Annotated in this window: 21 protein-coding genes; 16 read left to right on the plus strand and 5 right to left on the minus strand. The window is 72.0% G+C overall.

The window, feature by feature from the left end; genetic code table 11:
• Positions 1 to 72: 72 nt before the first annotated feature.
• Entirely contained in the window at positions 73 to 237 is a 165-nt protein-coding gene (locus IEZ00_RS07180) for a hypothetical protein (protein ID WP_189222246.1), read from the plus strand.
• Between the two features lie 830 nt (positions 238 to 1,067).
• Here the strand turns inward: IEZ00_RS07180 and IEZ00_RS07185 are convergent.
• Together IEZ00_RS07185 and IEZ00_RS07190 are read right to left on the minus strand one after the other, a co-directional pair.
• Complete coding sequence (locus IEZ00_RS07185) at positions 1,068 to 2,834, minus strand: ATP-binding protein (RefSeq protein ID WP_229795196.1); 1,767 nt, start codon at positions 2,832 to 2,834, stop codon at positions 1,068 to 1,070.
• A gap of 68 nt (positions 2,835 to 2,902) precedes the next feature.
• On the minus strand, positions 2,903 to 3,574 hold the full coding sequence (locus tag IEZ00_RS07190; protein WP_189222248.1) for a hypothetical protein: 672 nt from the start codon (positions 3,572 to 3,574) through the stop codon (positions 2,903 to 2,905).
• A 69-nt stretch (positions 3,575 to 3,643) separates the two neighbouring features.
• Between IEZ00_RS07190 and IEZ00_RS07195 the strand changes: the two genes are divergently transcribed.
• The 10 genes from IEZ00_RS07195 to IEZ00_RS07245 all read left to right on the plus strand — a co-directional run bounded on the left by IEZ00_RS07195 (position 3,644) and on the right by IEZ00_RS07245 (position 15,610).
• Positions 3,644 to 4,759 carry a DUF2786 domain-containing protein gene (locus IEZ00_RS07195; protein ID WP_189222250.1) on the plus strand — a complete coding sequence of 372 codons (1,116 nt, stop codon included), beginning with the start codon at positions 3,644 to 3,646 and terminating at the stop codon, positions 4,757 to 4,759.
• A 91-nt stretch (positions 4,760 to 4,850) separates the two neighbouring features.
• A complete protein-coding gene (locus IEZ00_RS07200) occupies positions 4,851 to 5,231 on the plus strand; it encodes a very short patch repair endonuclease (protein WP_189222593.1) in 381 nt (126 codons plus the stop codon).
• A gap of 18 nt (positions 5,232 to 5,249) precedes the next feature.
• Positions 5,250 to 6,338, plus strand: a complete 1,089-nt coding sequence (locus IEZ00_RS07205; protein ID WP_189222594.1) for a DNA cytosine methyltransferase — start codon at positions 5,250 to 5,252, stop codon at positions 6,336 to 6,338.
• A 41-nt stretch (positions 6,339 to 6,379) separates the two neighbouring features.
• On the plus strand, positions 6,380 to 6,907 hold the full coding sequence (locus IEZ00_RS07210; RefSeq protein ID WP_189222252.1) for a hypothetical protein: 528 nt from the start codon (positions 6,380 to 6,382) through the stop codon (positions 6,905 to 6,907).
• A 41-nt stretch (positions 6,908 to 6,948) separates the two neighbouring features.
• Entirely contained in the window at positions 6,949 to 7,218 is a 270-nt protein-coding gene (locus IEZ00_RS07215; RefSeq protein WP_189222253.1) for a GlsB/YeaQ/YmgE family stress response membrane protein, read from the plus strand.
• A 145-nt stretch (positions 7,219 to 7,363) separates the two neighbouring features.
• Entirely contained in the window at positions 7,364 to 10,351 is a 2,988-nt protein-coding gene (locus tag IEZ00_RS07225; RefSeq protein WP_189222255.1) for a DEAD/DEAH box helicase, read from the plus strand.
• On the plus strand, positions 10,344 to 11,195 hold the full coding sequence (locus tag IEZ00_RS07230; protein ID WP_189222256.1) for an SWIM zinc finger family protein: 852 nt from the start codon (positions 10,344 to 10,346) through the stop codon (positions 11,193 to 11,195). Before IEZ00_RS07225 ends, IEZ00_RS07230 begins: the two co-directional genes overlap by 8 nt.
• A gap of 21 nt (positions 11,196 to 11,216) precedes the next feature.
• Entirely contained in the window at positions 11,217 to 12,935 is a 1,719-nt protein-coding gene (locus tag IEZ00_RS07235) for an acyl-CoA dehydrogenase family protein (protein ID WP_373293075.1), read from the plus strand.
• A 131-nt stretch (positions 12,936 to 13,066) separates the two neighbouring features.
• A complete protein-coding gene (locus IEZ00_RS07240) occupies positions 13,067 to 15,091 on the plus strand; it encodes an NPCBM/NEW2 domain-containing protein (RefSeq protein WP_229795197.1) in 2,025 nt (674 codons plus the stop codon).
• A 138-nt stretch (positions 15,092 to 15,229) separates the two neighbouring features.
• The gene (locus IEZ00_RS07245) at positions 15,230 to 15,610 is read left to right on the plus strand and encodes a nuclear transport factor 2 family protein (RefSeq protein WP_189222259.1); all 381 of its coding nucleotides are present in this window, start codon (positions 15,230 to 15,232) and stop codon (positions 15,608 to 15,610) included.
• A 94-nt stretch (positions 15,611 to 15,704) separates the two neighbouring features.
• On the opposite strand, the gene cspE is transcribed toward IEZ00_RS07245, so the two are convergent.
• Positions 15,705 to 15,911, minus strand: coding sequence for a transcription antiterminator/RNA stability regulator CspE (cspE, locus tag IEZ00_RS07250; protein WP_015098655.1), 207 nt, complete (start codon positions 15,909 to 15,911; stop codon positions 15,705 to 15,707).
• A gap of 247 nt (positions 15,912 to 16,158) precedes the next feature.
• On the opposite strand from cspE, the gene IEZ00_RS07255 reads away from it, so the two are divergent.
• Both IEZ00_RS07255 and IEZ00_RS07260 read left to right on the plus strand, forming a co-directional pair.
• Positions 16,159 to 16,500: a hypothetical protein gene (locus tag IEZ00_RS07255; protein ID WP_189222261.1), complete on the plus strand. Its 342-nt coding sequence runs from the start codon at positions 16,159 to 16,161 to the stop codon at positions 16,498 to 16,500.
• A gap of 23 nt (positions 16,501 to 16,523) precedes the next feature.
• The gene (locus IEZ00_RS07260) at positions 16,524 to 17,246 is read left to right on the plus strand and encodes a hypothetical protein (RefSeq protein WP_229795199.1); all 723 of its coding nucleotides are present in this window, start codon (positions 16,524 to 16,526) and stop codon (positions 17,244 to 17,246) included.
• A 151-nt stretch (positions 17,247 to 17,397) separates the two neighbouring features.
• Here IEZ00_RS07260 and IEZ00_RS07265 read toward each other — a convergent pair whose 3' ends face one another.
• Complete coding sequence (locus tag IEZ00_RS07265; RefSeq protein ID WP_189222265.1) at positions 17,398 to 18,504, minus strand: sugar ABC transporter substrate-binding protein; 1,107 nt, start codon at positions 18,502 to 18,504, stop codon at positions 17,398 to 17,400.
• Positions 18,505 to 18,810: 306 nt separating this feature from the next.
• Here IEZ00_RS07265 and IEZ00_RS07270 point away from each other — a divergent pair, with 306 nt between their 5' ends.
• Positions 18,811 to 20,541, plus strand: a complete 1,731-nt coding sequence (locus IEZ00_RS07270; RefSeq protein WP_189222267.1) for a S8 family serine peptidase — start codon at positions 18,811 to 18,813, stop codon at positions 20,539 to 20,541.
• A gap of 75 nt (positions 20,542 to 20,616) precedes the next feature.
• Here the strand turns inward: IEZ00_RS07270 and IEZ00_RS07275 are convergent, their stop codons facing one another.
• The gene (locus IEZ00_RS07275; protein ID WP_189222597.1) at positions 20,617 to 23,553 is read right to left on the minus strand and encodes a glycine--tRNA ligase; all 2,937 of its coding nucleotides are present in this window, start codon (positions 23,551 to 23,553) and stop codon (positions 20,617 to 20,619) included.
• A gap of 408 nt (positions 23,554 to 23,961) precedes the next feature.
• Between IEZ00_RS07275 and IEZ00_RS07280 the strand changes: the two genes are divergently transcribed.
• Together IEZ00_RS07280 and IEZ00_RS07285 are read left to right on the plus strand one after the other, a co-directional pair.
• Positions 23,962 to 25,830, plus strand: coding sequence for an LCP family protein (locus IEZ00_RS07280; protein ID WP_229795202.1), 1,869 nt, complete (start codon positions 23,962 to 23,964; stop codon positions 25,828 to 25,830).
• Positions 25,831 to 25,876: 46 nt separating this feature from the next.
• The gene (locus IEZ00_RS07285) at positions 25,877 to 26,542 is read left to right on the plus strand and encodes a SanA/YdcF family protein (RefSeq protein ID WP_189222269.1); all 666 of its coding nucleotides are present in this window, start codon (positions 25,877 to 25,879) and stop codon (positions 26,540 to 26,542) included.
• Positions 26,543 to 26,589: the final 47 nt, after the last annotated feature.

The following is a 26,589-nucleotide window of genomic DNA, read 5'->3' on the forward strand; positions in this document are numbered from 1 at the left end:
CGCGCTCGCCCCTACGCCCAACCGGAGGACCCCCGTCAGTGTGAGCTTTCCAGGGTGTGATGGAATGACACCGTGTTTGATCACAACCCCCTGACGGGCGGGCGGAAAGCGGTCGTTGCCACCGTGATGGCCATCGGCTTCCTGGTGTCCACCCCAGCGGCCGCCCTGGCTTGGACCGGAATCATCAACGACGTCAACCCGGACAAGACGTCCACGGTCATCGCCAACAAGCGCTGAACCTCGGTTCAACTCGGAGGGATCGACCAATGTTAAGATTATGCATCAAGCGTTTAACGGCGACTAGATGCCGCAGCGCGATCCAGCACGACACACCCTGTCCGGAATCGAACCAGGCGCCATAACGTCGAGGTCGCCAGCGTGGCTGGGGTCGACTGCCCAGCCACGCTCGGCCATGCGCCAGAATCAAGTCGACGAGAGATCTTAACGAAAGCGTCACCGCCGCGCCGCAGCCGAGGTGAACAGGTCGCGCACCAGCAGAGCAGAACCGTCCCCAACCGCCACGGCGAGCAGGTCTGCAGCGCCCTGCGAGAATTTCACGACGCTGTGCAGCGCGCCGAGCCCTGCGGCACGAGCGGCTCCACCTCGTCACCCCACTCGTCCTCCTCTAACGCCCATCGGATACCCATCAGTCGCGCGAAGTACAGCAGGCGGTGGTCCCCCGCCGTCAACTCCGCCCACGTGGTGCTGTTGGAGGACAACGTGCAGGTCCGCTGTACTCCTTGCCCAGCGCCTCGTTCTCGAAAGGCAGCCCAAGGATGACGCGATTACCGGCGGCGCGCACCACAGCGATCTCGCTATCGCAGTACGCGGAGCGATCCGCGGATCCAGCGCGGCAGCGAGCAGGCGGAACACCGGCTGGTTGATGCCCCGGTTCGTCGTGCGGAGAAACGTGTTGAAGTACTTCTATAAGCACGGCCGAGTCGCCCTTGAAGCTGCCCCACTGGCACTCCTTCACCAACCACGTGGACCTGACGCCCGCTCGAGTCGATAGGACGCGCAGCTCGCTCACCGGAGCGTCCGAACGCTCCCGGCTCCGGCTGGCGCACCTACACAGGCCCTTCCCTTTCTTCCATGAAGGCTTGCCGGGATCGTCGATATCGCAGGTGCGGGCTCCTGATCGACTCTTCAGTCACCTCCACCAGCCCTTCCTTGCGCATGAGGCGCAACCACCGGGTGACGGCAGGAGCGGTCAATCCGCTTCGCTCGACCAACTCCGCGCGGGACAGCTGCCCGTCACCGAGGATGTCGAGCAACTGCTCGCGGCGGTCCGCCCGACGAGCGCCCAGCCCGGCGGTTCTGGTGTTCGCGACAAGAGCCGGCGCCAGTGCGTAGCGCGTCCAGCGGCGGCCACCGTGCTGCACCACGAGTTCTCTGGCGACGAGATCGCGGAGTTCAGCGCGGGCGACTTGGGAGTCGAGCCCCGCAGCGGCCCGGTAGGTCTGGTTGTCCAGCAGCTTGCCATCCCGCAACAACGCCAGCGCGACGCACTGGCTGTCCGACAACCCGTGTTCCCCCAACGAGTTGATCCAGGCCACAACCTCATCACCCAGCAGCGTGTGGTTCGGGAACGTCACGCTGAAGTAACTGATCCGGTCCACGAATTCCGGGGCGCTCATTCGCGCTTCCCGCAACGCCTTCACCATGGTGCGGATGCCAGAACCGCGGTTCTCGCACACCGTTCTGGTGCCGCCGGGGACCGGAACGTCCTCCAGCACCTGGATGAGCATCGAGTTGCGCGCCGACGATACGGCCTCATCACCGAGCTGATCCACGGTCACCGGCCCGTAGAGCCCGCCGGGGTTTCGCACCACCAGTCGATCAGGATACATCTCGACCTGAACCTGAGCACCGCGGGATGCGCTTGAAAGGTCTCGGTGCACCAAGGCGTTCACGATCGCCTCGCGCAGGGCCGTCTCCGGGTACTCCCACACGTCCTGCCGTCCCGCACCGATGACGACAGCACGTCTACTCATGTTGCGCCGCAACGCGGCCAGAGTGTCGCGGACGATGACCGGAATCGGTCCTTCGAGCATGACGTTGTCGAGGAACCGCTGTCCTGACACCACATCGGCCCCGTCAACCGTCGGGTAGTGCACAAAGGACAACATCAGCTGCGGAAAGTGCTCCTGGGGATATGTCCCCAATGCGAGCAGCCCTCCCAACGACACCACCAGCTCCCCCGAGCCGTCCTGGACCAGCACGCGAGCACGCCGGAGCGCCGTCGTCTCGTCCAGCTCCGAGAAGGCGTACGGCCTGCTCACCCGCAGACGCGCGAGCAGTTCAGCCACCAACCTGCGGTCGAGGTCTTGCACGCTCGTACCCGGAACGGGCTCCAAGTCGTCACGCGGCTGGCCTCGTTTGGTCAGCAGCATCTGCACCTCGTAGCTGCTGAGCTTGCGATCACCGTCGCCCACGCGCACGTAGCTTCCCTGGGTGATTCCGGCACCGCGGTAGAAGCACGGTTTGATCGCGGCTTCCAGCTCCGCGATCTCGGCGACGACGAGATCCACCCCCTCGAACGAGTGCACGTTGATCAGCGGACGCAGCGGCGGCTCCATCTCCGTCGAGCACCACGACGCAAGATCAGCGGCCACCTTCGCCGCCTCTTGGACACCGGTCGCGGCGAAGCCCGTCGCTTCGTCGAGCCCGAGGATGAGGACGCCACCCCTGGTGTTGGCGAAGGCCGACAGCGTCTCCCGCACCGACGCCGGGAGCTTCCGCTCAGCTCGCTTGACCTCGATGTCCGCGACATCGGCGCCGAGAACCCGGAGGTTCTCGACGATTTCGGCGAGTTCGCTGTCCAGCACGGCCACTTCATAGCATAGTAACAACCATAGTAACTAGCCCTTGTTCCGATGCTAGTTACTATGCTTCGCCGCGCTCAGCCGAAGGCCAGCGCTATCCGCCTGCCCGCCAGCAGGCGCGTGCGCCACACCTCGACGTCCACCGCCAGGTCGGCCTGCCGGTCCAGCCGGTCGTAGGACTTGGACAACAGCCAGTGCGCCGCCGCGGGCGCCACCTGCTCCAGCGGCCCCTGCTCGCTCAACCGGACGAGCGCCACCGCCACGTCCCGCGTCACGAACGCCTTGCGCACCATCCCGCCCGCCAGCTCGTCGACCAGGAACACCATGGCGTGCTCCCGCACCCCGTACGAGTAGGAGCAGATCAGGGCCAGGTATCCCGCGTCGATGGACCGGTCGCAGATCCACGCCTCACCCACCACCAGCTCGGGCGGGAGTGGGGGCGCCGCGCGGGCGGCCCACTCGCGCGGACGCCCGGTGAGCAGGGCCGCCAGCGCGCGCAGCAGCGCCTCGTTGCGCCTGGTGGGCAACGACACCGCGTGCTCGATCACGCCCGCCCAGAACTCCTCGTCCACGGGCACGTCCGACACCGCGTGGCTGACCACCAGCTCGATCTCCAGGGGGTCGGTCAGCTGCGGCAGCGCCCGGCAGCGCCGGACGACCTCCCGCTGAGCGAGGGTCAGCGGCGTCCCGTGTGGACGGCCTACCGGCGCGATCGGCCACCGCTTCGGGCAGTGCGTCTTCCGGCTCACCGGGTCGAGGCTGGCACGGCCGGGGCTGGGTTCCGCGTCACCACACCCGAAAGAGGACAATGCCGTGTCGTGGAGTCATTGCGCCAGGCGATGTGGCGGGCCGCGGCCAACCGCCGGGCCCCGCTGCCGCGCACGTCGGAGCTGTCCGCGACCGAAGTGGACGATGCTGCCCGGGCCGTGCTGCGCCGCGCGTTCGACCACCTGTGGGGCAACGGCTGGCTGCCCTACGACGTGCACGAGGTGGTGCGGCGCAACGAGGACGACCGGGTGCTGTCGTTCCTGGTGGACTCGCTGGCGGCGGACGCCGAGCGGTTCCCGGTGCTGCACCCCCGGTGGCGCGAGCAGCTGGCGGAGGTCGGCGCCGAGGTCTGGTGGGACCGCGACCAGCCGCACCTGGACCAGTGGGCCACCAGGCACATCGAGCGGCGCGACGACGCCGTGGCCGTGGTCGTGGCGCTGCTGGCCCGGCTGATGACGTTGCCCGCCTTGCCGCGGATCATCCCCGAACCGGGCAGCCCGCTGGCCGAGGTCGACCACCACGGTGTGGACCGCAAGGTCCTCAACCGGGTCCGGGGGTTGTTGGCCAAGGCGGAGTCCACGCCGTTCCCCGAGGAGGCCGAGGCGCTGTCGGCCAAGGCCCAGGAGCTGGTGAACCGGCACGCGCTGCAGCGGATGCCGACCGAGGCGCCCGCCGCGACGTCGCGCCGGATGTGGCTGGACAAGCGGTACTTCGACGGCAAGGCGCACATCGTCCACGTCGTCGCCGAGGCCAACCGCGCCCGCGCGGTCGTGTACGACGACCTGGGGTTCGTGGCGCTGGTCGGCGAGGAGCTGGACCTGGAGATCGTCGAGCTGCTGTCCACCTCCCTGCTGGTCCAGGCGACGCGGGCGATGGTGGCGGCGGGCGACGGCGCGCCGAAGGGCGACGAGACGCGGTCGCTGGGCTACCGGAAGTCCTTCCTGCTGTCCTATGCCCACCGGGTCGGCGAGCGCCTGCGGGCGGTGAACCAGGTGGACGACGACCGCTTGCTGCCCGTGCTGGCGCAGCGGAAGAAGGCGGTGGACGAGCTGTTCGGCACCCTGTTCGCCAGCACCACCTCGAAGTCCACGCGCGTGCGCAGCGCGGCGGGCTGGGACGCGGGCCGGGCCGCCGCGGACCGGGCGGATCTGAGCGTCGACCGCTGACCGCGACCAGGTCGCACGGCGTCCCGCACCCCGCGTAGGCCATCATGGCGCGGTGCGGAAGCTGGACACGACCGACGACGTCCGGGCCAGGATGAGCAAGCAGCGCTCCCGCGACACGGGCATCGAGGTGGCGCTGCGCCGCGAGCTGCACCGGCTGGGCCTGCGCTACCGGGTGCACCAGCGCCCCGTGCGGACCGTGCGCCGCGAGGCCGACGTGGTGTTCGGCCCCGCCAAGGTCGCCGTGTTCGTCGACGGCTGCTTCTGGCACGGCTGTCCGGAGCACGGCACGTGGCCCAAGCGCAACGGCGAGTTCTGGCGCGCCAAGATCGAGACCAACCAGGCGCGCGACGCCGACACCGACCGGGTGCTGGCCGACGCGGGCTGGCTCGCGGTGCGGGTGTGGGAGCACGAGGACCCGGCCGCGGCGGCGGACCGGGTGCGGGAGGCGGTGCGGGCGCGGCGCGATCGGTAGCCTGGGCGGGTGCTGTCCATGATCGACCTGTTCGCCGGGTGCGGCGGCATGACCTCCGGCTTCGTCGCGGCGGGCGGTTACCGGCCGGTCATGGCGGTCGAGTGGGACCGGCACGCGGCCGCGACGTACGCGGCCAACTTCGGCGAGGACCACATGCGCTGGTCGGACATCGCCGCCGTCCCCGACCGGGAGATCCCGCGCGCCGACCTGATCATCGGCGGTCCGCCCTGCCAGGGGTTCTCCAACCTGGGCTCGCGCGACGTCAACGACCCGCGCAACGGCCTGTGGCGGGAGTACCTGCGGTTCGTGCGCGTGGCGCGGCCCGCGGTGTTCGTGATCGAGAACGTGGACCGGTTCCTCAGCTCCGCCGAGTTCTCCCTGCTGCGCGCCGAGACCGAGGGCTACCAGCTCAGCTCCGGGCTGCTGATGGCGGCGGACTTCGGCGTGCCGCAGCGCAGGCGCCGGGCGATCGTGATCGGTTCGCGGATCGGCCCGATCCCGCTGCCCGAGCCGACCCACCCGCGCGGGAGCTGGCACACCGTCCGCGACGTGCTGGCCGGTCTGCCCGAGCGGCCGGCCACGACGGCGCTGCCCAAGTCGACGGCGCGGTTCTTCGGCACCGAGCTGCCCGGCCGCTTCAAGAGCCTGGACCTGCACGTCGGCCGCAACCCGACGCCGCTGTCGGTGCGGCGCTACCGGCACATCCCGCCCGGTGGCGGGCGGTTCGACCTGCCGGACGAGCTGCTGCCGCGCTGCTGGCGGGAGAAGAAGACCGGCACCACGGACGTGATGGGCCGGATGCGGTGGGACCAGCCGTCGCTGACCATCCGCACCGAGTTCTACAAGCCCGAGAAGGGCCAGTACCTGCACCCGCAGTGGGAGCCGGGCGAAGACGGCCACCGGGTGGACCGCCCGATCACGCACCTGGAGGCCGCGCGCCTGCAGAGCTTCCCGGACGAGTTCGAGTGGTGCGGCACGAAGACCGAGGTGGCCAGGCAGATCGGCAACGCCGTGCCGCCCCTGCTGGCCATGGCGGTGGCCCGGCACCTCCAGCCCTACCTCACCGGCGCCACTCCTTCAGGTGATCACTGCCCGCTGTGCCGCTAGCGGGCCCGGAATTGTCGGACCTCGTCCGTAGCGTCATCGCCATGACGACAGCCACGTACGAAAGCGCGGTCCGGATCGGTTCCACCGAGTACCGCCTGCTGGCCACCGCGGACCCCGACCTGGTGGTGCGGCTCTCCGGCAGCGACCTCTCCGGGGCGCTGGTCGCCGAGGGCGAGCTCCGGCTGCCCGCCGAGGCGGGCAGCGCCGTCGGCAAGGTGCTCGGCCAGGTCCTGGACGCCATGGCGAAGCTGGGCGCGCCGCGCCCGGCCGCCCGCTCCCGGCCCGCCAACGCCAACCAGCCGTGGACCGCCGACCTCGACGATGACCTGCGCACCGCGTGGCTGGCGGCCGAGCCGGACGCGCCCACCGCGGACCTCATCCGCGGCATCGCCCTGCGCATGGAGCGCTCCCCGACCTCGATCCGCTCCCGGCTGGCGCGCGTCGGCTGCGACCCGGACGTGCCGGGGCGGCCCCTGTCCTCCGAGGCGGCGGCGGTGCTGGGAGTTCGGGGTCGGGATCAGGGTGGGCTCGGGGACAAACCCGATCCGCCGAGGTGGGAGGAGGGGTGATGCTCGCGGTGGACGGTTGGCGTTGAGGGGAAGGACCTCCCGTGGAGATCACCGGCATCATCTCGGCCCTGTTCATCGGGTTGCTCATCGGCGGGTTGGGGCGCCTGGTCGTGCCAGGCAAGCAGCGGATCTCGGTGCTGCTGACCGTGCTGGTCGGCATCGCGGCGGCGCTGGTGGGCACCTTCGGCGCGTCGGTCATCGGCGTGGCGGAGACCGACGGCATCGACTGGATCGAGCTGGCCCTGCAGGTGGGGCTGGCGGGTGTCGGCGTGACCGCGCTGGCCAAGCGGAGGAGCCGCCAGCTGAGCTGATCGACTTGGGCTGACCACCGCTGGACTGGCCACCGCTGGACTGGCCACCGCTGGACTGGCCACTGCGGCGGGGGCGCTTCGGGTCCGGCTCGGGCGTGCCGCGCCCCTGGACACCTCGGGCTGCGGGGGCACATAGAGTCCTCCCGTGCTGGTGCTGCACGGTGTGTGCGCGACCGACGGTCGACTGGGGTGGTGGGCCGAGGACTCCCGGTTGCCCGCGCGAACGGGGAAGCGGCTCGGGCGGGCGGCCGTGGCGCACCCGTTCGCGGTGGGTGAGGACGGGTTGGGCGACCTGCTCGGCGGCAAGGTCGGCGTGCTCGGCCTGAGGTTGCCGTCCTTCGCGTCCGCGCCCTCGGCGTCGCCGGAGCTGGTGCGGGACCCTGCCGCTGTCGGGCCCAGGCCCCGCGGGGCGCTGCGGCTGCGGGAGTGGCTGGTCCCGGTCGGGTGGCTGGGCGAGGAGGTGCCCGAGGACCTGCCCGAAGCGCGGCTCGGGGCGTCGGCCCGGTACCTGGTCGACCTGGTGCGGTTCGCCGAGGACCTGGTGAGCCGGGGGCGGGTGCTGGCCTCCGTCGCGGACGAGGTCGCCGAGGCGCGGTGGCGGGCGGCCCTGTCCGGGGTGGACTCGCTGCGGTTCGCCGCGCTGCGGGACGGGATGCCGCCCGCGTTCCGCGCCGCTGACGTGCGGGACCAGCCGGAGGAGCTGCTGCGGCTGGCGCTGGACGGGTTGGTGGACCGGGAGGTCCGGGCCAGGGTGGCGCGGGCGCCTCGTGCCGACCGGTCGGTGGTCGGGGCCTGGGTGCGCGCGCTGGTGGGCGACCCGCGGTTCGACGCCGCCGCCGAGGAGGTCGACGGGCTTCGCCGCGCCCTGGCGGGGTGGCACGCGAGCCTGCTGCGGCAGAGCCCGGTGCGCACCTGCTTCCGGCTCAGCTCGCCCGAGCAGGACGAGCCGGGCGGTGACGTCAGCGGCGCCTCCGGTGGCGGCCCCCGCGAGGGGTGGCGGCTGGAGTTCCTGCTGCAGGCGGTGGACGAGCCGAGCGTGCTGGTCCCGGCGCGCGACCTGTGGGGTCGCGACGAGGTGTTGCGGCGGTGGGTGCCGCGACCGGAGGAGGTGTTGCTGGCCGACCTGGGGCGGGCGAGCAGGCTCTACCCCGCGCTGGACCGCGCGCTGGCCCAGCGGCGGCCCGCCGAGCTGGAGCTGGACGTCGAGGGCGCCTACGAGTTCCTGACCCGGTCGTCCCTGCTGACCCAGGCGGGTTTCGGGGTGCTGCTGCCGTCGTGGTGGCGGGCGCCCCGGCAGCTCGGGCTGAAGCTGACCGCGTCCGCGCCGGGCACGGCGGGCGCCGTGGCCAAGGAGAGCGAGCTCGGCCTGAAGGTCCTGGTCGACTACCGGTGGGACTTGGCGGTGGGCGAGGAGGAGCTGACCGAGCCCGAGCTGGCGGCGTTGGCCAGGACCAAGGTGCCGCTGGTGCGGGTGCGCGGGCAGTGGGTGCACGTCAACCAGAAGCAGCTCGCGGCGGGGCTGGCGTTCCTCAAGCGCGGGGGCGGCGGGCGGATGGCCGTGGCCGACGTGCTGCTGCACTCCGGCCTGCGCCCGGACGACGCCGCACTGCCGTTGCCGGTGACGGCGGTCAGCGGCGTCGGGTGGCTGGGCGACCTGCTGTCCGGGCAGGTGGAGCACCAGCTGGAGCCGGTGGAGCCGCCGCGCGGGCTGACCGCGGTGCTGCGCCCCTACCAGCTGCGCGGGCTGTCCTGGCTGGCGTTCCTGGACCGGTTGGGGCTGGGCGCCTGCCTGGCCGACGACATGGGGCTGGGCAAGACGGTCCAGCTGCTGGCGCTGGAGGCGCTGTGCCGCCAGGACCGCACGCGGCCGCCCACGCTGCTGGTGTGCCCGATGTCGGTGGTGGGCAACTGGCAGCGGGAGGCCGCGCGGTTCACGCCGGGCCTGCGGGTGCACGTCCACCACGGGGCCGCGCGGGACGCCGAGGCGCTGCGGTCGGGCCACGACCTGGTGATCACCACCTACGCGGTGGCGACCAGGGACGCGGCGCTGCTGCGCGAGGTCACCTGGGACCGGGTGGTGCTGGACGAGGCGCAGAACGTCAAGAACAGCGCCACGCGGCAGTCCCAGGCGGTGCGCTCCCTGCCCGCGCGGCACCGGGTCGCGCTCACCGGCACGCCGGTGGAGAACCGGCTGGCCGAGCTGTGGTCGGTCATGGACTTCATCAACCCCGGCGTGCTGGGCTCGGTCAACACCTTCCGCGCGCGGTTCGCCGTCCCCATCGAGCGGCACCACGACGAGGACGCGGCGGTGCGGCTGCGGCGGGTTACCGGGCCGTTCGTGCTGCGCAGGATCAAGACCGATCCCCGGATCATCTCCGACCTGCCGGACAAGATCGAGGTCAAGCAGCTGTGCACGCTCACCGTCGAGCAGGCCTCGCTGTACCAGGCCGTGCTGGATGACATGCTGCAGCGCATCGCTGAGTCCGAGGGCATGGCGCGCCGGGGGCTGGTGCTGGCCACGATGTCCAAGCTCAAGCAGGTGTGCAACCACCCGGCCCAGCTGCTCGGCGACGGGTCGCGGGTGGCGGGGCGGTCGGGCAAGCTGGCCCGCTTGGAGGAGATCCTCGACGAGGCGCTGGCCGACGGGGACAAGGCGCTGTGCTTCACCCAGTTCACCGAGTTCGGCTCGCTGGTGGTGCCGCACCTGGCCGCGCGCTTCGACACCGACGTGCTGTTCCTGCACGGCGGCACGCCGAAGAAGGCGCGCGACGCGATGGTGGAGCGGTTCCAGCGGTCCGACGGGCCGAAGCTGTTCGTGCTCTCGCTCAAGGCGGGCGGCACCGGGTTGAACCTGACCGCCGCCAACCACGTCGTCCACCTCGACCGCTGGTGGAACCCGGCGGTGGAGGACCAGGCCACCGACCGGGCGTTCCGGATCGGGCAGCGCAAGCACGTGCAGGTGCACAAGTTCGCCTGCGTCGGCACGGTGGAGGAGCGCGTGGACCGGATGATCGAGGAGAAGCGCGGGTTGGCGCAGCTGGTGGTGGGGGCGGGTGAGGACTGGCTCACCGAGCTGTCCACCGCCGAGTTGCGCGACCTGCTCGCGCTGTCCGGGGAGGCCGTCGGTGAGTGACCGCTGGTACCGGTCCCGGCCGCCGTCGCGGCCGATCCGGGTCGAGGGCGGGTTGACGCTGCGCAGCAAGCGCGGCGACGTCGCCCGGACGTGGTGGTCGCGGCGGTTCCTGGAGGTGCTGGAGTCCTTCGGCATGGGCGGGCGGCTGACCAGGGGCCGGGCCTACGCGCGCTCCGGGCAGGTGATGAGCCTGTCGCTGTCGAGCAGCCTGGTGGTCGCGCTGGTCATGGGGTCGCAGCCGAGGCCGTACCGGGCGCGGGTGGCGGTGCGCAAGTTCACCGACGAGCAGTGGCGGCGCGTCGAGCACGCGCTGGCCGACCGGGCGGTGTTCGCCGCGCGGCTGCTCGCGGGCGAGATGCCCGAGGAGGTCGAGGAGGTCTTCGCCGACCTGGGCCTGTCGCTGTTCCCAGACACCACCCGCGAGTTGAGCATGGACTGCACCTGCCCGGACTGGGAGGTGCCGTGCAAGCACCTGGCCGCCACCTGCTACCTGCTCGCCGAGTCCTTCGACACCGACCCGTTCGAGATCTTCGCCTGGCGTGGTCGGTCGCGGGAGGAGCTGCTGGACCGGCTGCGCGCGTTGCGCGACCCGATGCGGGCGGAGGAGCCCGAGCCGCGGCGGGAGTTCCCGCTGGAGGACTGCCTCGAGTCGTTCTGGCAGCGCCCGCAGGTCGCGGCGGTGTCCGATTTCGGGCAATCCGATCTGGGGCAACCCGATTTGGGGCAGGTCGCCGAGCGGCACCCGGAGGCGGTGCTGGACGAGCTGGGGCCGCTGACCGCGGCCGGGCGGTCGGTGCCGGAGCTGCTGCGCCCGCTCTACCGGGCCATCGCGGAGGGTAGCTAAGTTACCCACTGGTAACGTGCGGTGGACGACGAAGGGAGCCACCCGGTGCTGTTCCACCCCACCAGCTACGACCCCGCGCACCTGGACGCCGAGAGCCGCCGCCTGCTGCGCGCGACCATCGACTGGTTCGAGGAGCGCGGCAAGCGCAGGCTGATCGCCGACGACCAGGCCAGGGTCTGGTACTCCGAGTTCCTCGACTTCGTCGCCCGCGAGAAGCTGTTCGCCACCTTCTGCACGCCCGCCGCGCAGGCCAAGGGCCACCCGGACAAGCGCTGGGACGCCGCCCGCAACGCCGCGCTGAGCGAAGTCCTGGGCTTCTACGGCCTGCAGTACTGGTACGCCTGGCAGGTCACCGTGCTGGGGCTCGGCCCGATCTGGATGAGCGGCAACGCCGCCGCCCGCGAGCGCGCCGCCGACCTGCTCGACGACGGCGCGGTGTTCGCGTTCGGGCTGTCGGAGAAGGAGCACGGCGCCGACGTCTACTCCACCGACATGGTCCTCACCCCCGACGGCGACGGGTTCCGGGCCAACGGCGGCAAGTACTACATCGGCAACGGCAACGTCGCGGGCATGGTCTCGGTGTTCGGCCGCCGCGCCGACGTCGAGGGCCCCGACGGCTACGTCTTCTTCGCCGTCGACTCGCAGCACCCGAACTTCAAGCTGGTCAAGAACGTGGTGAACTCGCAGATGTTCGTCAGCGAGTTCCGCCTGGAGGACTACCCGGTCCGCGCCGAGGACCTGCTGCACACCGGCCCCGAGGCGTTCAGCGCCGCGCTCAACACCGTCAACGTCGGCAAGTTCAACCTCTGCACGGCGTCCATCGGCATCAACGAGCACGCGTTCTACGAGGCCATCACGCACGCCCACAACCGGGTCCTGTACGGCAAGCGGGTCACCGACTTCCCGCACGTGCGGCAGAACTTCGTGGACGCCTACGCGCGCCTGGCGGCCATGAAGCTGTTCGCCGACCGCGCGGTGGACTACTTCCGCAGCGCCTCCCCCGACGACCGCCGCTACCTGCTGTTCAACCCGATCACCAAGATGAAGGTCACCAGCGAGGGTGAACGGGTCATCGACCTGCTGTGGGACGTGATCGCGGCCAAGGGTTTCGAGAAGGACACCTACTTCTCGATGGCCGCCCGCGACATCCGCGCCCTGCCCAAGCTGGAGGGCACGGTGCACGTGAACCTGGCGCTGGTGCTGAAGTTCCTGCCCAACTACCTGTTCCACCCGGCCGAGTACGCCGAGGTGCCGACCCGGCACGACCCGGCCGACGACGAGTTCTTCTGGCGGCAGGGCCCGGCCCGCGGCCTGGGCGCGATCCGGTTCCACGACTGGGAGACCGCCTACGCCAAGTTCGCCGACGTGCCCAACGCGGCGCTGTTCCACGAGCAGGCGCGGGCGCTGCGCGAGCTGCGCGTCGAGGAGGGCCAGCAGGAGGACCTGGACTTCCTGCTCACCCTCGGCCAGCTGTTCACCCTGGTCGTCTACGGCCAGCTGGTGCTGGAGCAGGCCGAGCTGACCGGGTTCGACCGCGACGTGCTGGACCAGGTCTTCGACGTGCTCGTGCGGGACTTCTCCGAGTACGCGGTGGCGCTGCACGGCAAGTCCTCCTCCACCGAGGCGCAGCAGCGGTGGGCGCTGGCGCGGGTGCGCAAGCCGGTGGTGGACGGCGAGCGGTCCGCCCGCGTGTGGGAGCGGGTGGCCGCGCTGTCCGGCGCCTACGAGATGAACCACTGACACCACCGGGGGAACTCGTTGGTGAGCACCCATCCGCACTCTTGACTGGTGCCATTTTCACCGGGTTCGCTCGGTGGACATGACGTCCACCGGAGATGGGGCGACGCTGCCCATCCGGACGAGGAGTGCGCGTGCATCAACGCAGATCACCGCGACGCGGGTGGGCGGTCGCCCTGGTCGTGCCGCTGGCCGCCGCGGGTCTGGCCGTGACCGGTCCGACCCCGGCGGCCGCCGCCCAGCCGGTCGTCCGCCCGCTGGCGGACGGGCTCGCCCTGACCCCGCCCATGGGCTTCAACAACTGGAACACCACGCACTGCGACGCCGAGTTCAACGAGGACATGATCAAGGGCATCGCGGACATCTTCGTCTCCCGCGGGCTCAAGGACGCGGGCTACGAGTTCGTCAACATCGACGACTGCTGGGCGCTGCCCCAGCGCGGCCAGGACGGCAACCTGGTGCCCGACCCGGTGCGCTTCCCCAACGGCATCAAGGCGCTGGCCGACTACGTGCACGCCAAGGGCCTGAAGTTCGGCATCTACACCAGCGCGGGCACCATGACGTGCAGCACCATCGGCTTCCCCGGCAGCCTCGGCCACGAGCAGCAGGACGCCGACCTGTTCGCCTCCTGGGGCGTGGACTACCTCAAGTACGACAACTGCAACAACCAGGGCGTGGACGCCAGGCTGCGCTACACGACCATGCGCGACGCGCTGAACCGCACCGGCAGGCCGATCGTCTTCTCCATCTGCGAGTGGGGCGAGAACCGGCCGTGGGAGTGGGCCAAGGGCGTCGGCCACCTGTGGCGCACCACCGGTGACATCAGCGACAACTGGGACAGCATGGTCGGCATCGCCAAGTTCAACATGACGCTGGCCGAGCACGCCGGACCGGCGCACTGGAACGACCCGGACATGCTGGAGGTCGGCAACGGCGGCATGACCGACACCGAGTACCGCACGCACTTCAGCCTCTGGGCGATGATGGCCGCTCCCCTGCTGATCGGCGCGGACCTGCGCGAGGTCGGCGAGGACACCTTCGACATCCTCACCAACCGCGAGATCATCGCGCTGGACCAGGACCGGCTGGGCGCGCAGGCCCGGCTGCTGCGCGCGGAGAACGGCCTGCACGTGCTGGTCAAGCCGCTGGAGAACGGCGACCGGGCGGTGGCGCTGTTCAACGAGACCGACCTGCCCGCCCGCATCGGCACGACCGCCCGCGAGATCGGGCTGCCCGCCGCGAGCGGGTACCGGCTGCGGGATCTGTGGGCGCACACCGACACCCACACGGCGGGTGCGATCGACGCTGCCGTGCCGCCGCACGGCACCGCGGTGTACCGGGTCAGCCCCGACCACCACTGGTTCCGCCACCCGCCCGCGGTGGACGCGATCGTGACCCCCGAGCCCGCCTACCCCGGCGCGCTGCCGCTGGTCACGCCGGGCAAGCAGGCGAAGTTCACCACCAGCGTCGGCAACGCGGGCCGGGTTCCGGTCCTCGCCGTGCACGTCGAGCTGCGCCTGCCGGAGGGCTGGCGGGCCCGCCCCACCTCGCCGCCGGTCAAGGCGGTGCTGCCGGGCGGGCAGCGGTTCACCACGACGTGGGAGGTCACCCCGCCGCTCGACGACCCGCCCGGCCGCTACCCGGTGACCGCGGCGGTCGGCTCGGCGGCGGGCCGCTGGTCGTTCACCGCGGAGGCCTACCTGCCCACCTCGCCGCCGTCGGGCGCTAGGCAGGTCAGCGACCTGCCCTGGCTGCGCGCGAGCAACGGCTGGGGTCCGGTGGAGCTGGACCGCAGCAACGGCGAGCAGGCCGCGGGTGACGGCGGGCCGATCACCATCGGCGGTGTGACCTACGCCAAGGGGCTGGGCGTGCACGCGCACAGCCGGGTCGAGTACTTCACCGGCGGCCGGTGCTCCGCGTTCCGCGCGGAGGTGGGCGTGGACGACGAGAAGGCCACCGACGGGTCCGTGTCGTTCGAGGTGTGGGCGGACGGCCGCAAGGCCGCCGACAGCGGCGTGCTCACCACCGCCGACCCGGCCGAGGAGCTGGCGGCCGACATCACCGGGGCCACCACCGTGCGGCTGGTGGTCACCGACGGTGGCAACGGCGTCAACAGCGACCACGCCGACTGGGCGGACGCCTCGATCACCTGCGACTGAGCGCACAGCAGGTCATCGACCGGTGGCGGACCGCGGTCCGCCACCGGTCAGTCGGGTGAAGCGTCTTGACTGGCGGTCACGCAGCGGTGTTGGGTCGATCATCACCGACGCGCCCCTGGAGCGAGGAGAAGCCGCCGCATGACCGCGTCCGGAGCACTGCGGGCCCTGCGTGAAGCCCTCGTGCTGGAGCACCTGGAGTCGGAGAACGAGGGCGACTTCGCCACCACGGTGGGCGCCTTCGACCGCCCGCGCTACGAGGTCGCGGCCACCGGGGAGGTCTTCGAGGGCCCGGACGGGCTCTCCGCGTACTACGCCCGCTTCACCTGGCCCGACCAGCGCTCCCGGCTGGTCCGGCTGCACCACGCCGACGAGGCGGTGATCGTGGAGGTGGACGTCGCGGGGACGCACCCGGACAGCGGGCGCCCGGTGCGGACCCGGATGAGCGCGTTCTTCGTCTTCGACGGGGCCAGCCTGGTCGGCAAGCGGGTCTACGGCGGTCACCCGACGCACGCCGGGTGAACCCGCCCTGACCAGCGGATCTGGACAGCGAACCGGGCCGCCACCCCCGAGGGGGGTGACGGCCCGGACGAGTCAGGTTCGACTCACATCAAGATCAGAGCGGTCGGACCGCCTGCGCCTGCGGGCCCTTCTGGCCCTGGCCGATCTCGAACTCCACCCGCTGGTTCTCTTCCAGGGTGCGGTAACCGTTGGACTGGATCTCCGAGTAGTGCACGAACACGTCGGCGCCACCGTTGTCCGGGGAGATGAAGCCGAAGCCCTTCTCCGCGTTGAACCACTTGACGGTGCCTTGAACTGCCATCTTGCTACTTCTCCTCTAACGGGTGCCGGATCGCGCTTGCGACCACCGGGTCAGCTAGGGCGGGACTTCGACGCCGGTACCGCGAGGAAAGCCACGCCCGCCACTCCGTTCCGCGAGCGTGGTGGAACACGAACACAGAAAGGTACGACCGAGAACAGTCAACCACGACAGTGGGCCGGCCGTCGAGCAACAGACGGGGGTGAGTCTCGCTGCTACCGTGGGTGACCACGATCACAAGGAGTCCGACATGGCGGAACCGGTGCTGGTGAGCATCGCCTCGGCGCTGGCCACGAGGGCGTTCGCGAGGCTGCACGACCTGGTCAGAGCCCGATTGGCGGGCGATCCCGAAGCGAGTGCCGCGCTGGCCGCGGCGCGGGGCGCGGACGCGGGCTCGCCCGCCGTGGCGGCGCTGGGCGAGGTGCTGGAGAACACCGAGCGGCAGGACCCGGCGTTCGGCCGGGAGCTGCGCCGGGAGTGGGAGCGGGCCTCGGCGACCGGCACCGGAGGGGTGGTCAACCAGGTCACCGCCCCGGTCCACGGCACCGTCGTGCAGGCGGGCGACATCCAGGGCGGTGTGACCTTCCGATAGCCCGCAAGGGTGAAGATGGCGTGGTGTCGACGCTCGACCTGCCCCAGACCCGGCTGCAGTTCTTCTTCCTCGGCCTGGTGCTGACCTTCGTGTTCATCCGCATCAGCGTGCGGCTGATCCGGGCGAAGGTGCGCTGGTGGCCGGGCAACATCACCCCCGGCGGCACGCACATCCACCACGTCGTGCCCGGTTCGGTGTTCATGCTGCTGGGCGGGGTGACCGGGTTGGCGGTGCCGGACGACCAGCACGGCCTCCGGGTGGCCGCGGCGGCGCTGCTCGGCGTGGGCGCGGCGCTGGTGCTCGACGAGTTCGCGCTGATCCTGCACCTGCGCGACGTGTACTGGACCAAGGACGGGCGGCTGTCGGTGGACGCGGTGTTCCTCGCCGTGGGGATGACCGGCCTGCTCCTGCTGGGTGCCCGGCCGCTGGGCTACGAGGGGTTCTTCGGCGAGGGGATGCTGCTGCGCGTGCTGGCGGTGCTGGTCAACCTGGGCTTCGCGATCGTCGCGCTGCTCAAGGGCAAGGTGTGGACCGGGCTGCTGGGGCTGCTGGTGCTGGGGCTGCCGCAGATCGGGGCGGTGCGCCTGGCCCGGCCGGGCTCACCGTGGGCGCGCTGGCGCTACCCGGAGGGCTCGCGCAAGCTGCGCCGCGCCTACCGCCGGGAAGCGCGCATCCGCCAGCCCCTGATCCGCGCCAAGATCCGGGTCCAGGAGTTCATCTCCGGCCGCCACGACCTCGAAGGCTGACCGCACCGGCAAGTACTACCCGACACCCCCATCGGGGCGGCTGACTACTACCCGACACCCGGGACTCGCGTCCCGAAGGCTCAGTTCGCGGTGTCCGAACGCGCGACTCGCGGGTGCCGGTGGGCACCCGCGAGGCCGCGGCGGAGGCGCGCTACCCGACCCTGATGCCCAGTTCGGCGCAGTCGGCGGCGACGTCGCCCGCGCACAGGTCGGCGGGCCTGACGATGCCGTCGTCCACCAGGGTGCGCAGGTTGTTCCTGGTGATCAGGTCGGCGCCCAGCAGCACCGACTTCACGTCCCGCCGGGAGACCGGGTCGCGGGTGTTGCCGGTGGCCAGGTCGTCGGCGCCGCTGATGTCGCCGCGCGCCAGGGACACCGCCAGCCAGGCGGCGGCCTCGGCCTCGTCGCGGATGGGCTTGTACACGGTCATGCACTGCTCGCCGCGCAGGATCGCGCGCAGCCCTTCCAGGGTGGCGTCCTGGCCGGTCACCGGAACCCGGCCCGCCAGGCCCTTGGCGCGCAGCACCTCGATCACCGACGCGGCCAGCCCGTCGTTGGCCGCGACCACGCCGTCGACCCGGCCGCCGTTGCCGTTGAGCAGCTGCTCGAACACGGCCTTGCCGCGCACCGGGTCCCACTGCTCGATCGCCTGGGTGGCGACCAGGTCGTAGGCGCCGCTGTCGTACTTGGCGGCGAGCTTGCGGCGGTGCCCGTCGGCGAACTGGGTGGCGTTGTTGTCGGTGGGCGCGCCCTCGATCTCGATGATGTCCGCGCCCGGCCGGTCGCCCAGGCAGCCGATCAGGCCCTCGGCCTGCAGCTCGCCCACGTTGATGTTGTCGAACGAGACGTAGTAGTCGGCTTGGCCGCCGATGGTGATCCGGTCGTAGTTGATCACCGGGATGCCCGCCTGCTTGGCCTTGCGCTCGACCGCGGCGCCGCCCTCGGGGCTCAGCGGCGTGGTCATCAGCACCTTGACACCGCGCTGGATCATGCTGTCGGCGATGCTGGCGAACTTCGCCTCGTCACCGTCCGCGTTGTCGATCATCGCCTCGATGCCCGCGAAGCCCAGGGCCTGGTTGAGCCGGGGCCGGTCCTGCTCCTCCCAGCGGGCCGAGCTCTTGCGGTCGGGCAGGATCACACCGACCAGCGGCCGCTCCTTGGCGGTGCTGACCGCGGTCTCCGCGCCGCCCCCTCCCCCGCAGGAAGTCAGCAGTCCGAGCAGCACAACGCCGGACACGGCTTTTTGAAAGCGTCGCATCGCTCAGTCCTTCAGGCGGTCCTCCGGGGAACCGCGGTCGCAAAACGGGACGCGAAAGTTCAACCCTTCCAGGGGTGGTTCGTCAAGCCGCGCGGCCCGGTAGCGGCCGAATGGTGTCCGAGCCGCGATTATTGATCATTTTTTGGCGACGAAGCGCTGGTCACGGCGTCACTCAGGGCAACCGACTCACTCTCAGTCCACATTCAACTACTCAGCATCATCCAACTAATGACGCCTGCCGCGAGCACGGTTTCCTGTGTCAGTGTGTCGCCGACTGATCATCGCGGGTGAGGGAGAAGAACACCGGTGAGAAGACGCAGAACGGTCCGTCCCGCGCTGGCGCTGGCGGGCGCGGTCGCGCTGGCGGGCGCCCTGGCGCAGCCCGCGGGCGCGGCGCAGGAGACCACCGAGTACACGGTGCTGGTGGAGGACGGCGCGGGCCGGGACGCCGCGCTGGCCGCGGTCCGCGCCGCGGGTGGACGCGTGACCAAGGAGAACACCGCGGTCGGCCTGCTGACCGTGCAGGCCCCGGTGTCGGGCTTCGCGCAGCGGGTCTCCGCTTCCGAGGCGGTGCTCGGCGCGGCGGCGGTGCGCCCGGTCGGGCACGCCCCGACCGCCAGCGGGCCGGGCAACCGGGACTGGCGGGAGGTCGAGCAGGAGAACGCCGCGACCGCTGGTGCCGCCGCTGCCGCCCGCAAGTCCGCCCCGGCGAGCACGGCGGGCAGCGACCCGCTCGACAGCTACCTCTGGGGCCTGCGGACGGTGCGCTCGGACATCGCCCGCGCCAAGCAGGCCGGTGACAAGCGCGTCCACGTCGGCATCATCGACACCGGCGTGGACGGCACCCACCCGGACATCGCGCCGAACTTCGACCGCGGGCTGTCCCGCAACTTCACCATCGACATGCCCACCGACCCCGACGGCGGCGCGTTCGACGGGCCGTGCGAGTTCCGCGGCTGCGTCGACCCGGCCGACCACGACGACAACGGGCACGGCACGCACGTCGCGGGCACCATCGGCGCGGCGGCCAACGGCTCCGGCCTGTCCGGGGTCGCGCCCAACGTGTCGCTGGTCAACATCCGCGCCGGTCAGGACTCGGGTTCGTTCTTCCTCCAGCCGGTGGTGGACGCGATCACCTACGGCGCCGACGCGGGCCTGGACGTGATCAACATGTCCTTCTACGTCGACCCCTGGTACATGAACTGCGTCAACGACCCCACGGCCACGCCGGAGGAGCAGCTGGCGCAGCGCACCACGATCGCCGCGGTCCAGCGCGCGCTGAACTACGCCCACCGCAAGGGCGTCACGCTGATCGGCGCGGGCGGCAACAACCACGAGGACCTGGGCAAGCCGCGGCCGGACACGGCCAGCCCGAACTACCCGCCCGGCCACAACCGGCCCCGGCCGGTGGACAACAGCTGCCTGACCCTGCCCACCGAGGGCGACCATGTGATCTCGATCTCGGCGCTGGGCCCGTCGCTGGGCAAGGCCGACTACTCCAACTACGGCACCGAGCAGACCACGCTGTCCGCGCCCGGCGGCTACTTCCGCGACGGCCTGGGCACCGACTGGTACCGGACCAACGAGAACCTGATCCTGTCGACCTACCCGCGCAACGTGGCGCTGGCCGAGGGCGCCATCGACGAGGCGGGCAACATCACCCCGGCCGGTGAGGCGGCGGGCGTGAAGAAGGACTGCCGGGCCGACTCCTGCGGCTACTACCAGTACCTGCAGGGCACCTCGATGGCCGCGCCGCACGCCGCGGGCGTGGCCGCGCTGGTGGTCAGCCAGTACGGCAAGAAGGACAAGGCGCACCAGGGCACGCTCACGCTGGACCCGGACAAGGTGCTCAAGGTGCTGACCAGGACGGCTTCGCCACGCGCCTGCCCGGTGCCCAGGACGGTGTCCTACGTGCCGGTCGGCCGCACCCCGGAGTTCGACGCCACCTGCGAGGGCGACACCAAGTTCAACGGCTTCTACGGCTACGGCATCGTGGACGCCTACGGCGCGGTCACCCGAGGCGGCGGCTTCCTGTAACGCCCCGACGTCGGCAAGTACCACCCGACAGGGGTCGGGTGGTACTTGCCGACGCGGTACCGCAGGGACGCGGTGTCAGGAGGGCAGCTCCTGCCAGGCCAGCACGGGGGCGGCCAGGTCCCGGATCGCGGCGAGCAGGCCCAACCGGGCGGCCCGCAGCCCCGGCTCCTCGGCCATCACCAGCACCTCGTCGAAGAAGGTGTTGACCGGCCCGGTCAGCCCGCTCGCGGCGGTGACGAACGCGGCCAGGCCGGTGGTGCCCCTGGGCACGGCCGCGAACGCCTCGTGCAGCGCCAGCTCGGCGGGCTCGCGCAGCGCGCCGGGGTCGTACTCCCCCGCCGTGCCCGCCGGCACGATCCGGCGGACCCGCTGCAGCGCCGCCACCAGCGCGGTGAACCCCTCGTCGTCGGCCAGCGCGACCAGCTCGGCCAGCGTCTCGTCGGCCACCGCGGGCGCGTCGGCCAGCGGCAGCACGGCGTTGACGTGCCGGTGGTCGTGGCCCGCGTCGAGCAGCTGCTGCTCGTAGCGCCGCACGGCGAACTCCCGCGCGGCCTCCAGCGCCTCCCGCGGCACCGCCAGGTCCCGCGCGGCCAGTTCCAGCGCCCGCGACAGGGTGATCTCGCGCAGCTCCGGGAACGCCCGCAGCACGCTCACCGCGCCCAGCGCGGCCCGGCGCAGCCCGAACGGGTCGGAGCTGCCGGTCGGGTTGGCCCCGATGCCGAACAGCCCGGCCAGCAGGTCGAACCGGTCGGCCAGGGACAGCAGCGCGCCCGCCGTGGAGCCGGGCAGCGCGTCGCCCGCCGAGCGCGGCAGCTCCATCTCGTACAGCGCCTGGGCCACCTCGGGCATCTCGCCCGCGCGCAGCGCGTACTCCCGCGCCATCACCCCCGCCAGGCTGGACAGCTCGATCACCATCTGCGAGCCCAGGTCGAACTTGGCCAGCTCGCCCGCGCGCCGCAGCGTGTCGTCGGCCGCGCCGACCACCTCGGCCAGCCGTCCCGCCAGCGCCGCGATGCGCCCGGCCCGGTCGGCCATCGAGCCCAGCTTGTCGGCGAAGGTCAGCTTCTCCAGGCCCGCCTTCATCCGCTCCAGCGGGGTGCGCAGGTCCGCCCGCCAGAAGAACGCGGCGTCCTCGTAGCGGGCGCGCAGCACCGCCTCGTTGCCCGCGCGGACCAGGTCCTCGTCCACCGCGCCGTTGGCCACCGCGACGAAGTGCGGCAGCAGCGCGCCGTCGGCGGAGCGCACCGGCAGGTACCGCTGGTGCTTGCGCATCACCGTGGTCAGGATCTGGGCGGGCAGCTCCAGGTAGTCGGCGGAGAACGACCCCAGGATCGGGGTCGGCCGCTCGACCAGGTTGGTGACCTCGTCCAGCACGCCGTCGAAGTCGACCACGCCGCCCACCGACGCGGCCAGCTCCTCGGCCCGCCGCACGATCTCCGCGCGCCGCCGGTCGGCGTCGGCGGTGATGCCGTGACCGGCCAGGAAGTCCAGGTAGCCGTCCGCGCCGGGCACCTCGACGACCGGCTCGGCGGCCGTGCGGTGCACGCGGGTGACCGCGCCGGAGGCCAGCGCGGACACCGCGACCGGCACCGGCGTGTCGCCCAGCAGCGCCAGCAGCCAGCGGATCGGCCGGGTGAACGACAGCTTCGGGTCGTTCCACCGCATGTTCTTCTCCGCGCGCAGCTCGCCGACGACCTCGGCCAGCAGCCCGCTGAGCACCTCGACCGCGCCGCGGCCGACGTCGGTGCGCACCAGCGCGACGTGCTCGACGCCGTTCTCGGTGACCCGGCCCAGCGCCGCGACGTCCACGCCCTGGCCTCGGGCGAAGCCCAGCGCGGCCTTGGTCGGCTCGCCGTCGGCGCCGAACGCGGCGGAGACCCGCGGCCCGCGCACGGTCCGCTCGGCGTCGGGCTCGCGCGGGGCCACGTCGGGGACCAGCACCACGACCCGCCGGGGCGTGCCGTGCGCCTGGACCGCGCCGTGCGCCAGCCGGGTCGCGCCCAGCTTGGCGGCCACCGCCTCGCGCACCGCCTCGACGGTGCGGGTGACCTCGGCGGGCGGCAGCTCCTCGGTGCCGATCTCGAACAGCAGCGTGCGCGGCTGGTCCACGGTGGCGAAGCCGGTGGGCGCGGTGGCCGGCGCGGCGGGCTCGACCAGGCCCAGCGGGTGGCCCAGCTCCTCGCGGCGGGCCGCCCACAGCTGGGCGACCTCGCGGGCCAGGCCGCGCATCCGCGCGAAGGCCCGCGCCCGCTCCGTGGTGCTGATCGCGCCGCGGGCGTCCAGGACGTTGAAGGTGTGCGAGCACTTGAGCACGTAGTTGTGCGCGGGCACGGGCAGCCGCGCGTCCAGCATCCGCCGCGCCTCGGCCGCGTACTCCTCGAACAGCCGCTTGTTGGCCTCCACGTCGGCGTCGTCGAGGTAGTAGCGGCTCATCTCGTACTCGGACTGGCCGAACGCCTCGCCGTAGGAGATGCCCGGCGCGTACGCGATGTCCTTGAAGTGGGAGACGCCCTGCAGCGCCATCATGATGCGCTCGATGCCGTAGGTGATCTCCACCGACACCGGGTCCAGCGACATGCCACCGGCCTGCTGGAAGTAGGTGAACTGGGTGATCTCCAGCCCGTCCAGCCACACCTCCCAGCCCAGGCCCCAGGCGCCCAGCGCGGGCGAGGCCCAGTTGTCCTCGACGAACCGCACGTCGTGCGCGCGCACGTCGATGCCCAGCGCCTCCAGGCTGCCCAGGTACAGCTCCTGGGGGTCGCCGGGGTCGGGCTTGAGGATGACCTGGAACTGGGTGTGGGTCTGCAGCCGGTTGGGGTTCTCGCCGTACCGGGCGTCGTCGGGCCGCACGCTGGGTTCCACGTAGGACACCCGCCACGGCTCCGGGCCGAGCACCCGCAGCACGGTCGCGGGGTTCAGCGTGCCCGCCCCGACCTCGGTGTTGTACGGCTGCACGACGATGCAGCCCCGGTCGGTCCAGTACCTGGTCAGCGCGAGCAGCGCGTCCTGCATGGTCAGCACCGGGGCAGTTTACGAACGGTGGAGGCCGCACCTCACAATCGGGCCTCATCCCTGGTCAGAACGGGTACCCGTCCGGTATCACGACGTGGTCGTCGGGCGCTGTGCGACGCTGTGCGCAACCTGGAGGGCTTCCGGTGCGTCTGACCAGCGAGCACCGGGACAGGGGAGGGAGTGGGAGTGGACAACCGGCCGCCGAGACCAGGCGAACCCGACGGGTTCGGCAGGCGACCCGTTCCCCCTCGGGGTCCCGCCGCGGGCAGGCCGCGCCCCTCGGAGGGGGGGCAGCCGCCCGCGCCGCGCAGGCAGCCACCACCCGAACGACGTTCCCCGGTCGAGGGACGCCCGCCCGCCCCGAGGCCGACCGGTCAGCCGGGCCGGGGCGATTCCGGCGAGCGGCGGGTGCCCCCCGGCATCCCCCGCCGCGCCGACCGCGCCCCCGACCGCGCCCCCGATCTGCGGGCCCGACCGGCGGAGCAGCCCACTGAGCGCGCGGTGCGGCCCGCCGACGCGGGTCGTGGGGAGTCCGGTGACCGCGGGTCCCGCCCGGTCGACCCGGACCGCCGGGCGCGCGCCGCCGAACTCGCCGAGCGCCGGGCCCGCGCGGCCGAGCAGGCCGAGCGCCGCTCGGCGGACGCCCCCGGCCGCGCCCGGCCCGGCGACTCCGACGACGCCCGCCGCCCGCGCAGGCCCGCGGCGGAGCGCTCCGGCGAGCGCCCCCGCCCCTCGGCCGCGCGCCCGGCGAGGCGACCGGCGAGGCGACCGGCGCCGCGCAGGCACCCGCGGGCGGGCACCGCGCGCGCCGGGATCGCGGCGGGCCGCGTGGTCGTGGCGTTCCTGTCCGTGGTGGTGCTGCTGGGCACCGGCTACGCCTGGGCCAACTTCCAGTCGCTGAACGACAACCTGACCACCACCGACGTGATCGGCGCGGGGGGCGGTGGCGAGCGCCCGGCGGACGGGTCGATCGACATCCTCATGGTCGGCATGGACAGCCGCACCGACGCCAAGGGCAACCCGCTGCCCGCCGAGATCCTGCGCGAGCTGCAGGCGGGCGACGAGAAGGCGGGCGGGCTCAACACCGACACGCTGATCCTGATGCACATCCCGAACGACAGCGGCAAGGCCGTCGCGGTGTCGTTCCCGCGCGACTCCTACGTCAAGATCGCGGGCAACTACGGCAGGCACAAGATCAACTCCGCGTACGGCTACGGCAAGACCGCCGCGCTGGAGAAGCTCAAGGCCGAGGGCCTCACCGACCAGGCCCAGCTGGAGCAGCAGTCCAAGCAGGCGGGCGCGAAGACGCTGATCGAAACGATCCAGAACCTCTCCGACGTCACCATCGACCACTACGCCGAGATCAACCTGGTCGGCTTCTACGAGATCACCAAGGCCGTCGGCGGCGTGGACGTGTGCCTGACCCAGGCCACCAAGGACAACTTCTCCGGGGCGAACTTCAAGGCGGGCCCGCAGACCGTGCAGGGCCGCGACGCGCTGGCGTTCGTCCGGCAGCGGCACGGGCTGCTGCGCGGCGACCTGGACCGCGTGGTGCGCCAGCAGGTGTTCATGGCGGGCCTGGCCAAGAAGATCCTGTCCGCGGGCACGCTGTCCGACCCCCGCAAGCTCAACGCCCTGATCGACGCGCTGACCAAGTCCATCGTGCTGGACCCCGGCTGGAACGTGCTCGAGTTCGCCGCCCAGATGAAGGACATGACCGGCGGGAACCTGGAGTTCAAGACCATCCCGACCGGCAACCCGGAGCTGGAGACGCCCGAGGACGGCCAGGCCGTCGAGGTGGTCGAGGGCGAGGTCCGGCGGTTCTTCGACCAGCTCGGCAAGGACCCCAACGCCTCCACCGCCCCGGACAGCGGCGTCGACCCCGCCACGGTCACCGTGCAGGTGCTCAACGGCTCCGGGTCGACCGGCCTGGCCGGGCGGGTGCTGGCCGCGCTGGTGGCCGAGAAGTTCGCCGACGGCGGCTCGGGCAACGCCACCGAGGACGTGGCGGCCTCCGTGGTGCGCTACGGCCAGGGCGGCGAGGCGGGAGCGAAAGCGGTCGCCGAGGCGTTGGACGGGTTGCCGACCGAGCAGGACGGCACCGTCGCGGCGGGCAGCGTGCGGGTCCTGCTGGGTCCGGACTACGACGGCCCCGGAGCGCAGAACCTGAAGGGCTCGCCGCTGGTGGGCCTGGACGGCGCGCGGCGGCAGCAGCCGCCGTCGAGCGGGACCGCCGAGCAGCCGATCACCGCCGACGGGGTGCGCTGCGTCAACTGAGAGCCGCGTGCCCCCAGGCGCGTCGGCCGAACGAGCAGGGGGATCGATGGGGGCTTTTCTCCGGCGGGTGCGCTGGAAGCGGGTGCTGGTCGTGGTCGGCCTGCTGGCCGTGCTGGCGTCGGTGCCGTGGGTGTGGGTGCGGACCTCCAGCGCGCCGTACCGGCACACCGCCGCGGAGGTGCCGGAGGCTCCCGTGGCGCTGGTGCTGGGCGCGGGCATCCGCAACGGCAGGCCCACGCCGTTCCTGGCGGGCAGGCTGGACGTGGCCGCGGACCTCTACCACCGGGGCAAGGTCGAGGTGCTGCTGGTCAGCGGCGACAACAGCACCCCGGACTACGACGAGCCCACGGCCATGCGCACCTACCTGATCGGCCGGGGCGTGCCGGAGCGGGCGGTGGTCGCCGACTACGCCGGGCTGGACACGTGGGACTCGTGCACCCGCGCCAAGCGGGTCTTCGGCGTGCGGCGGGCCACCGTGGTGACCCAGGAGTTCCACCTGCCGCGCGCGGTGGCGCTGTGCCGGTCGGCCGGGCTGGAGGCGTTCGGCGTCGGCCACGAGACCTCGCGCGCCTGGGCGGTCACCACCGCCTACGGCCACTTCCGGGAGGCGGTCGCCAGCATCAAGGCCGTGTGGGACGGCCTGGTGGCCAAGCCGGACCCGCGCTTCCTGGGGCCGGAGGAGGACGGCGTGACCCGAGCGCTGCGCGACTGAGTGAACACTCTGCGTAGCAGGGACTAGCCCGATCGAGCGATATAAGA

The sequence above is a fragment of the Saccharothrix coeruleofusca genome, from assembly GCF_014648515.1.
Taxonomy (GTDB): domain Bacteria; phylum Actinomycetota; class Actinomycetes; order Mycobacteriales; family Pseudonocardiaceae; genus Actinosynnema; species Actinosynnema coeruleofuscum.